Source organism: Vibrio sp. 1F169 (genome assembly GCF_041439605.1).
In the GTDB taxonomy this organism is placed as follows: Bacteria; Pseudomonadota; Gammaproteobacteria; order Enterobacterales; family Vibrionaceae; genus Vibrio; species Vibrio tasmaniensis_A.
The window spans coordinates 1,433-10,325 of the sequence record NZ_JBGOOI010000104.1 but is presented as its reverse complement, the minus strand read 5'-3'; the positions used below and the strand labels follow the sequence as shown (position 1 = coordinate 10,325).

Sequence of the window (8,893 nt, the reverse complement as noted above, 5' to 3'; positions counted from 1 at the left end):
GATTACTGTTGACAATGGGGAGTCCACATAAGATGCCCACAATGGTGCGGAGAGTGCAATGACCACGAAAGAGTAATGTCCAATCTCTTCCCGACTCTCGTTGCCTTTTGGCTACAGCGTATTAACCACTTCCGCTGCTTCATCATATAACGCGCCTTAAATGGATTCATTATATTCATCATATTGCCCCCCTAGCACTCACCCGACTTGTGGTTGTCAGGAGGAACGTCCTCTAACGATTCTTCCAGCTCAGTCAACAACCAAGCTTCGTTACATTGTCAGAGCCGCTTCTTTATTCAGGCTCCTAGGGGCATCTGGTAGTACAGATGGTTCACCCTTCGTGGTGAACAACGTTTCATACGACTTCAGGTCGCACGGACATTTCTGAGTTACACGTTTTATTAAATTAATATTTCATGAATTATTTAAGGTCTTGTAAAACCTCTAGCCTAGTGGCCAAATTTACTCACCTACAACACGTTAAAACGAGAATACGGAAAGTCAATAGAAACCCTTATAATATATGGGGTTTTATTAATTCAATTAATATTGAAAGTTATTTTGATAATAAATAATCATTATTATTTTTTTATATTTATCTAGCTGAGCTATAAAAAGACTTCATTTTTAATATATTGACGTCTTTCTAAATGCCTTTTCAAATACTCTGCTCTCAAGGACGTGTCGCGGACAGAGCAGATCGTATGCTCGAGGGCGCAAAGCTCACAGCAAATAAACTTGCTCTATATTATGACATTACACCTAACTACGTAGGGCAACGATCGCCTACGAAATCGGATGATTGGAGTGTTGCACTCCAGGAATCTCGAAAGACCCTCGCTCTGTTGCAGACAAAAATCTCCCATTTACTAGCCACTGGCGATAGCCCTGTCCTATTTGCATCAAATACCTGCTCAGCGAGCTTAGCGACACTGCCCGTTGTTGCATCGACTTTTCCTGACATAAAGGTCCTATGGATCGATGCACACAGTGACTTTAATACCCCTGAAACGACAGAAACCGGTTATCTCGGCGGGATGGTATTGGCTGCTACATGCGGCCTGTGGGATAGCGGTTTTGGCGCGGGAGTTAAACCTAATAATGTTGCTTTAATTGGCGTACATGACATCGATGAAAAAGAACTTAACAACGTTAATAATGCAGGTCTCATGCACTTTCCCCCTTCAACTCTGACGCCAGAGTCAGTCATCAAATTCATTGGTGATTCCAAAGTCTGGGTTCATGTGGATTGGGACGTTATGGACCCGGGGCAGATTTCCGCTGACTTCAAAGTCGAGGGAGGCTTGAAAGTCGCCCAATTATTGGATCTATTCGAGTCACTTCCTAACAACCAAATTATGGGCTTAGAACTTGCTGAGTTCTGTGCAGATAGCCACTCGTCAGTAGCCAATACAGAAGGACTAGATCTCATCATTCAAGCCGTGGATGCGCTATTCAAAAAAAATAAGAGTTTAAGTCATGGAAATCATCAAAACTAACCCTGCGGCTCTTGCGCCTAATGAGCAACATAAAACCTTGTATACACATGCAGAACTGTTGCAAGAACTGAATCAGTTTTCAAACTGGAAGAAGGAAGCGTGGGAAGAATTCAGTAAGAGAGTCAGCGCCCCCTGAGTTCCCTTGCCTGTTTAGCCGCAGAGCGTGGAACTCTAAGACTATCCAAGTGCTGTTTTGTGAGTCGGATGAACACAACACTTACTACCCGTTTTTGCATGGACTGATTGCTTATACGGACATGTTGAATTCCACTCCAGTTAATAAGCGTATGTTCTCGCCATTAGTGGTGTTTTTTTCTCCGGACCTTTCACTTTCAATGGCACCGCACAAGCTTGGTTGGGAAGTCTTAAATTGGACGCATGAGCACGATGTCGCTCAATGGCCTAGGCATATACCTATCGACCCCGAGGCATCTAAATGGACATACTGCTTTAATGGTGTCGAACTGTTTATCAACATGAGCTCAGACAAGCATCAAGTGCTTAGAAATCGGAATCTCGGCTCACGCCTTAATTTTGTGATTAACGCAAGGGAGGTCTTTGACATGGTCGCTAATGGTGAAACGAAAGGTGGCAGGCAGGCTCGAGAGCGTATTCGAAATCGTGTCAAAAAATACAACAACGGAGTGATGCCAACTGAGTTGGGGTTTTATGGAGAAGAAGAAAACCTCGAATGGCGTCAGTATCAGTTGCAAGAAGCTAGTGTGAAACGACCAAGACTGTGTCCCTTCAAATAAAAACTAACGAGAGAACGTAGATGCCTTTATATAACTCAATAACAGAAACTGTTGGATGCACTCCAATTGTCAAACTAAACAATCTTGCTCCAAAGGGAGTCGAGGTTTATGTCAAAGTGGAGTCTTTCAACCCAGCTGGTTCAGTCAAAGATAGGCTTGCACTCTCAATCGTGTTAGACGCTGAAACAAAAGGTTTGCTCAAGAAAGACGACACAATTATTGAATGCACTTCAGGTAATGTTGGAATTGCCTTGGCCATGGTTGCCGCAGCCAGAGGATACAAATTTATCGCCGTAATGGGGGATGGATATTCGCTAGAACGCAGGAAGCTAATTCGCGCTTACGGTGGTGAAGTCATCTTGTTCCCAAGTGAACAAGGTAGTAGCGGCGGTAATCGAATTGCCGACCAGCTTGCAGCTCAGAATGGATGGTTCAGACCCCGCCAGTTCGATAATCCAGCTAACCCTGCTTATCATCGTGAAACGACAGCAAGTGAGATACTCAGTGATTTTTCTGGTAAGCGTTTGGATTACTTTGTCACAGGCTTTGGTACAAGCGGAACTCTTACGGGTATTGGACAGATGCTGAAGGTGGCACGACCGGAGGTTGAAATTGTCGTCCCAGAACCTAAAGGTGCTCAGATCCTCGCAAAGGACCAATGGAAAGTTCACCCCATCCAAGGTTGGACCCCAGATTTCATACCAAGTGTGCTGGATAAGAGTGTGGTGGATAACCTTGTCACTGTTGATGGAAATTTGGGGATCACGACGGCACGTGACTTAGCTCGTCACGAAGGCATTCTTGTTGGTATCTCTGCCGGGGCAACGGTAGCTACAGCTTTAGAAGTGGCTAAATCTGCATCTAAAGGAAGCGTGATATTGGCAATGGCACCAGATACAGGAGAAAGATATTTGTCTACTGAGTTGTTTGATCAACTTGGTAATGAAGAAACGGACCCTTTTATTACAACTTGGAGCGAAGAGTCTATAACAGCTGAATGTAATGCATAGTTCACCCTCTAAATACTGGATTTATGTTAATAGTACACGTGACATGTAAACGCTATCAACGATAATTATCAACGAAAGGAATACTCGTATGGAAAAACGAATTTCATTAAGTGTGTTGGCGTTGGTCATGTTCTGTGTGGCCTACTCTGTAAACCTTCAAGCACCTCTTTACAGTGTTTATGCCGAAAACAGTAACATGGGCCCCGCGGCGGTCGCCATCGCCTTTGCTGCCTATGTATTGGGTCTATTGCCTACTCTATTAATGCTAGGGGGTATTTCAAATAAAGTAGGTAGGAAGCAACCCATATTCCTTGCACTATTGTTAAGTGCGGGGGCAACGGCATTGCTCGTCATTCAGCCAAATTGGACCTCGTTATTTGTCGCAAGACTGCTATTGGGTGTTGCTACCGCCTTAACCACAACCTCAGTCTCAGCGTATATATACGACCTTATTGATGAACGAGAACAAAAATTTGGTACGTTGCTAGTGGCCGCGTCTACGTCGTTGGGGTTTGGTAGTGGTGCACTTGCGACAAGTGTGAGCCTAAACGTAGCTGGCATGACAGTGCTGCCATACAGTTACCTCAGTCTATTTCTACTCGTTTCTTTGTTGTTGTTGTTGCTGGTTCGATTGCCGAGCAACCAAACCATAAAACCAAATCTCAAACTCATTACATTGCCTTGCTTCCCCACCAACACGTGGTCGTATGGTTTAGGCATGATGTTAGCTTGGGCTACAACGGGTATGGTCATCGCAATCGTACCAATACTTCTCAATGAGATGGGTTTAAGCGATTGGACTGGCTTAATGGTTTTCCTATCTATTTGCACTGGTTTTTTGACTCAACACATTGCTAAACGCTTGCACCCAAACTCAAGCCTAATATTGGGATGTTTCTTTACGGTATTTGGGTTTAGCCTCATAGCACTTGGCTACTATCATGAATCTATCACGATCATTCTTTTCGGAGCCAGTTGCACTAGCCTTTCAAGTTATGGTTTCACATATATGGCGGGGCTACTTAAGTTTACGAGTAACCATAACATCGACAAGGCAAGCTCTACGGCTGGCATGTACATCTATTCTTATGTCGGATTTTCGATACCTGTAATTACGTCCGGATTCATAGCGCAGCGCTTCGGTAACTGGATGGCGATACTCAGTTTTCTAACACTTCTACTGGCTCTTTGTTTCATTATTGTCGTCGGAAAGTTGATAGAAGGGAAGAAACAAACTCACTTTATGAAAGTTAAGAGCTAGGAAGGCTGAATGTCAGACTCACAGATTTCGCTCATTACAGGAGCAAACAGAGGGATCGGTTTTGAAATTGCAGCAGAACTTGGCAAGCAAGGTCATAAGGTACTGCTTGCTGGTAGAAAAGCAGCAGCAATTAAAGAGGCTGCTGCTAACCTGAACCTCCAAGGTATCGAAGTCTATTGCTTATGTATGGACATTACCGACGACAAATCTATCAAAGAAGCCGTCCATATCGTTGAAACCTTGTTTGGTAAGGTCGATATACTTATAAACAACGCAGCAATAAGGGTTGAAGAATATGGCACACCGCCGTCTGAACAACCACTCATAAAATGGTTTGAAACGTTCAATACAAATTTGTTTGGTACGGTAAACGTAACCCGCAGCTTTTTACCTTTACTCAAGCGCTCAATGAAAGGAAAAATCCTCAATGTATCGAGCTTATTGGGATCGGTGACGTTACATAGTGACACCAAATCATACGCATACACGGATGAATTTAAATCTCTACCAGCGTACAGTGCCTCAAAAAGTGCCCTCAATTCTTGGACTGCTCACCTCGCCTATGAGCTTCGAGATACCTCGATAACGGTAAATAGCATCCATCCCGGCTATACAAAGACCGACTTAAACGATGGCGATGGGATGTTAACCCCAAAAGAAGGAGCCCTCACAGCGATAAAAGTGGCACTTGATGCTGACAGCTTAGTGAGTGGTCAGTTTATTCACATGGAATCCCTTCTTCCCTGGTAGTAAAAGGAATAGTTAAATGCTCGCAACAAAGAAAGTCGCTTTAGTCTCAGATAGTGATAGCCTAGCTGTCGACTATGATATGCCTTATATTCTGGACGCTTTTAAGCGTACTGACGTGGAAGTTGATGTGATATTTTGGGATAGCCCCAACCACGATTGGGCTATGTATGATGTGGTTGTCCTGCGCTCACCGTGGACCTATATGGAGAAAATTGAGCCATTCATTGAATTTTGCCAACAAGTTGAAAATTGTTCAGTACTGCTCAATCCTCTATCGGTGATCAGATGGAACTCAGACAAGAGTTATTTGAAACAACTCGAGAAGCAGGGTGTCCCAATTGTCCCGACAGAAATCATCTACTCAGAAACTGAGATTCAAGCAGCCGTTGCTAATCTTCAAGATAACTACTGGAAAGTTCACGAAGTCGTGATTAAACCAACAGTTGGTGCCTATTCATTCGGTGTCATTCGTCTGTCCATCGAAGATTTAGACAAAATAACTCAGCATGTGCGTTACCTATTAGGACTAGGTAAGGGCGTCATTATTCAACCATACCTACATACGATTGAAGAGCATGGTGAAACGAACATGATTTACTTTGATCATACGTACTCACATGCGATTAAGAAGGAACCTTTGCTCGCACAACGTGGTGAGACTAAAACGCCGGACATGGAATTTCGCAAGCTAAAAGAAGCGAATAGTGAAGAGAAGGCGTTGGCGAAGCGTATATTGAGGTTAGTACAAAGCAATCTTGGTCTTTCTCAACCACTTCTGTACGCGAGATTAGACTTCATTGAAGGTAAAAATGGTCGGCCGCTGCTGCTGGAACTTGAGATAACCGAACCATCACTAAGCCTACCACTTACGCCTGAATGCGTTGATATATTTGTGCAGTCGATTATTGATAAAGCCCCAAAGCCTGTATATATAAAGGATTCTTTGTAACTGCCCTGGTTACCTATAAGCAGTTAATCGGTCTTCGAACATAATTATAAAGCGGTTCAGAACTTGTCGCCATTTGCTTATATGGGCATCGTCCATTGTACGGAGACATCCTGGATCGCTAAGAAGATCGTCTTCCCTGCCACTTCATCCGTTGGGAATAGCTTACTTTTGTTGACGGCTTTCGAGATAAAAAGTGACGGATAAAAATTTAGCCTATGAAGTTTCTGGACAAAAATAAATCAGTACCTTTGCTAAATTAGAAAGTCATGAATAACTACAGGTATGGAAAGTCACTTAATTTGGTGTCCAGTCTTGGCTGTGCAGATCATTGTCTATCTTTACCATCCTGTTTAATGTATTTGCGATAGGCTCATTATGGTCGCATAACACTCGGTAAACACACATAATGAAAGGAATTTATCTATGATATTTAAAGGAATCAGTGCTTTCCCGATCACCCCGATGTCGGATGAACGAATCGACGTGACCGCTTATAGTCAGATTCTTGGCCGTTTAATTAACGCAAGGGTTGATTCTATATGTGCCTTAGGGTCAACAGGTTTATATCCGTATTTAAACGCATCAGAGAAACATAACGCGATTGCTACAGCAGTTGAAATGGCAGGAGAAATTCCTGTCTTGGCTGGCATCGGGTCGCTACGATTAAGGGATGTGCTTGCTAATGCTGAGCAAGCAGAGCAGCTCGGCGTAAAAGGTCTTTTACTCGCGCCTATTTCTTATCATCGGTTATTCGATGAAGAAGTCTATGAACTCTATCGACGTGTATCGGAGAGCGTTTCGGTACCTATCTGTGTATACGACAACCCAGCTGCTACCCATTTTACCTTTAGTCACGAACTCCATGCTGAGATTGCAAAGCTAAAAATGGTGCAGTCAATAAAGTTCCCTGGTGCGCAATTTGAAGATCAGGGTGGATGCCGAGTTCAAGCTCTCAGAAAACTACTGCCAGGCAATGTAACGATTGGAGTTAGTGGTGACGTATTCGCTTCAAATGGCATTCAAGCAGGATGTGACGTTTGGTATTCCGTCCTAGCAGGTTTGTTCCCACTCACCGCTCTATACTTATTTAAGCAAGCCAAAATTTCTTCCCCTGCGCAAGCGAAAGAACTCTCTCTAAGATATGACAGACTGTGGCAATTGTTCTCAGATAATCTCGGTGCCATGAGGGTGATGGTCAGTGCGGCAGAAATATTAGGCTATGCTGAATCCCCATGTTTACCAACCCCTTTGACAGGATTAGATAGTGAATCCAAGCTCATTCTGCAAGAAATTATCTCAGAGTTAGATCTCGCTTAACACTATATGTAGAGTGAAATTTCTTACGGGATTTTTCGACCCAAAATCAAGATGGCAAGCTTTGGACCAAAACCGTGTCAGTGTTTTTACTAATCTAGCTGCCACGGGTAAAATGTGATCTACCCTGTCAGCACGAAGCTGGACACTTCTGAGTTACGAACCATAGAACATCCTGACTTTGCGGATTACTTCTAGTATTACAACCATACGACCACCCTGCATGTTGTTGGCCAAATGCCCTTATCCACTACAGATGGCAATTGCCGACAACAAAAAACTTATACCTAATAAGTCAAAACCTAAAACACCCTCTTTTAGAAGGTAATATCCAGAAACAATACCAATAATAGGTATAACCAAGATATTTAAGTTAGCTGACATCATCAATATACTTCGGCACTTCTGGTAGGTTATTTCATCGAAGAAGACTACCAGTTCATCTCAATATCTATCTGCCTAGGTTTTATCTTGATAACTAACTAATGTATTAAAGTACCTGCCAAGCACTTTATTAAAATCACTAATATAACCACCTACCGAGGTAGGTGGTTTTGAGAGAGAAATCTAAGACTCAGACGTTTGCCGCTAAGGAACAGAGACACACGATGCGTAAAGATAGTCGTCGCTCGGCATAGTGAGCCCAGAGTGACCATTTCTGAGAGATATATTGGCATAGCCCGGACCACGAGACGTTGATGTCCAGTAATTTATCCTGACTGCCCAGCCACGAGCAGTAAACATATTTCCATTTGTGTTGAATAGTCCCCTTAACTCATTCACAGTAGCTAAACGCCAGTTGGTTCGTCCTGCAATACTCTTGGAATTATATGTGTCACACAATGAATCTGCGTTATTCCAATCGAAAATATAGAAATCCCCAGTAGGACCTGAAGTTCCTATTTCTTGTGTAAAACCTTTATTTGTACTGCCTCCTCTACTATCTAGGAACGTTTTGGATGGTGAATTTGTAAACAATTTCCCACTACCAGTATCGAAGATGTCAAGACATGAAGCTCCCGTACTCCTACATGCATAGACCTCCACGTCCACTGTGTTACTGGTGACTCCGTCTAGGAAAGCCTCAACCGTCGTGGTGGCGACTGTGTCCCCAGACAATAAACCAGTAGGCGTGACCGTTGCTGTCTGTGGTTCATCCGGTGTCCACGTGACCGAACGGCTGACATCTGATGAGGTCCCATCACTGTAGGTCGCTGTTGCAAGTAACTGTTGTGTTTGACCTTTCGCGACTAAGACCTGTGAAGGCGTGACGGTGAGCGAGGTGACGATGGCATTGGTCACCTCCACGTCCACTGTGTTACTGGTGACTCCGTCTAGGAAAGCCTCAACCGTCG

At 43.6% G+C, this 8,893-nt stretch carries 9 protein-coding genes and 1 pseudogene; 8 read left to right on the top strand and 2 right to left on the bottom strand.

From position 1 onward, the window contains the following. Positions 1 to 704 precede the first annotated feature (704 nt). The 7 genes from ACED53_RS21845 (at position 705) to ACED53_RS21815 (ending at position 6,224) form a co-directional block, all read left to right on the top strand. Positions 705 to 1,499: an arginase family protein gene (locus tag ACED53_RS21845; protein ID WP_017100381.1), complete on the top strand. Its 795-nt coding sequence runs from the start codon at positions 705 to 707 to the stop codon at positions 1,497 to 1,499. After that, positions 1,480 to 1,635 carry a hypothetical protein gene (locus ACED53_RS21840; RefSeq protein ID WP_017100380.1) on the top strand — a complete coding sequence of 52 codons (156 nt, stop codon included), beginning with the start codon at positions 1,480 to 1,482 and terminating at the stop codon, positions 1,633 to 1,635. Before ACED53_RS21845 ends, ACED53_RS21840 begins: the two co-directional genes overlap by 20 nt. Before the next feature lie 49 nt (positions 1,636 to 1,684). Then, complete coding sequence (locus ACED53_RS21835; protein WP_240798337.1) at positions 1,685 to 2,254, top strand: YqcI/YcgG family protein; 570 nt, start codon at positions 1,685 to 1,687, stop codon at positions 2,252 to 2,254. A gap of 20 nt (positions 2,255 to 2,274) precedes the next feature. Then, positions 2,275 to 3,264 carry a cysteine synthase A gene (gene cysK / locus ACED53_RS21830; RefSeq protein ID WP_017100378.1) on the top strand — a complete coding sequence of 330 codons (990 nt, stop codon included), beginning with the start codon at positions 2,275 to 2,277 and terminating at the stop codon, positions 3,262 to 3,264. A gap of 88 nt (positions 3,265 to 3,352) precedes the next feature. Continuing rightward, positions 3,353 to 4,525 (top strand): MFS transporter, encoded by a 1,173-nt coding sequence (locus tag ACED53_RS21825; protein ID WP_102258450.1) that lies wholly within the window; start codon positions 3,353 to 3,355, stop codon positions 4,523 to 4,525. Between the two features lie 9 nt (positions 4,526 to 4,534). Beyond that, on the top strand, positions 4,535 to 5,275 hold the full coding sequence (locus ACED53_RS21820; RefSeq protein WP_017100376.1) for an SDR family NAD(P)-dependent oxidoreductase: 741 nt from the start codon (positions 4,535 to 4,537) through the stop codon (positions 5,273 to 5,275). A gap of 16 nt (positions 5,276 to 5,291) precedes the next feature. Further along, positions 5,292 to 6,224: a RimK family alpha-L-glutamate ligase gene (locus tag ACED53_RS21815; RefSeq protein ID WP_017100375.1), complete on the top strand. Its 933-nt coding sequence runs from the start codon at positions 5,292 to 5,294 to the stop codon at positions 6,222 to 6,224. 9 nt (positions 6,225 to 6,233) lie between these two features. Here the strand turns inward: ACED53_RS21815 and ACED53_RS21810 are convergent. After that, positions 6,234 to 6,412: pseudogene (locus tag ACED53_RS21810) on the bottom strand (IS256 family transposase); the annotation flags it as partial. A 235-nt stretch (positions 6,413 to 6,647) separates the two neighbouring features. Here ACED53_RS21810 and ACED53_RS21805 point away from each other — a divergent pair. Continuing rightward, positions 6,648 to 7,541 carry a dihydrodipicolinate synthase family protein gene (locus ACED53_RS21805; RefSeq protein WP_017100374.1) on the top strand — a complete coding sequence of 298 codons (894 nt, stop codon included), beginning with the start codon at positions 6,648 to 6,650 and terminating at the stop codon, positions 7,539 to 7,541. 585 nt (positions 7,542 to 8,126) lie between these two features. On the opposite strand, the gene ACED53_RS21800 is transcribed toward ACED53_RS21805, so the two are convergent. Continuing rightward, positions 8,127 to 8,893 (bottom strand): Ig-like domain-containing protein (locus ACED53_RS21800; protein ID WP_371715305.1); only part of this gene is annotated, 767 nt, incomplete at its 5' end.

Bases quoted from the DNA above. Each gene is read 5' to 3' on its own strand.
- ACED53_RS21805 (WP_017100374.1), top strand. From the start codon at position 6,648: ATGATATTTAAAGGAATCAGTGCTTTCCCGATCACCCCGATGTCGGAT.
- ACED53_RS21840 (WP_017100380.1), top strand. From the start codon at position 1,480: ATGGAAATCATCAAAACTAACCCTGCGGCTCTTGCGCCTAATGAGCAA.
- ACED53_RS21815 (WP_017100375.1), top strand. From the start codon at position 5,292: ATGCTCGCAACAAAGAAAGTCGCTTTAGTCTCAGATAGTGATAGCCTA.
- ACED53_RS21820 (WP_017100376.1), top strand. From the start codon at position 4,535: ATGTCAGACTCACAGATTTCGCTCATTACAGGAGCAAACAGAGGGATC.
- ACED53_RS21845 (WP_017100381.1), top strand. From the start codon at position 705: ATGCTCGAGGGCGCAAAGCTCACAGCAAATAAACTTGCTCTATATTAT.
- cysK (WP_017100378.1), top strand. From the start codon at position 2,275: ATGCCTTTATATAACTCAATAACAGAAACTGTTGGATGCACTCCAATT.
- ACED53_RS21825 (WP_102258450.1), top strand. From the start codon at position 3,353: ATGGAAAAACGAATTTCATTAAGTGTGTTGGCGTTGGTCATGTTCTGT.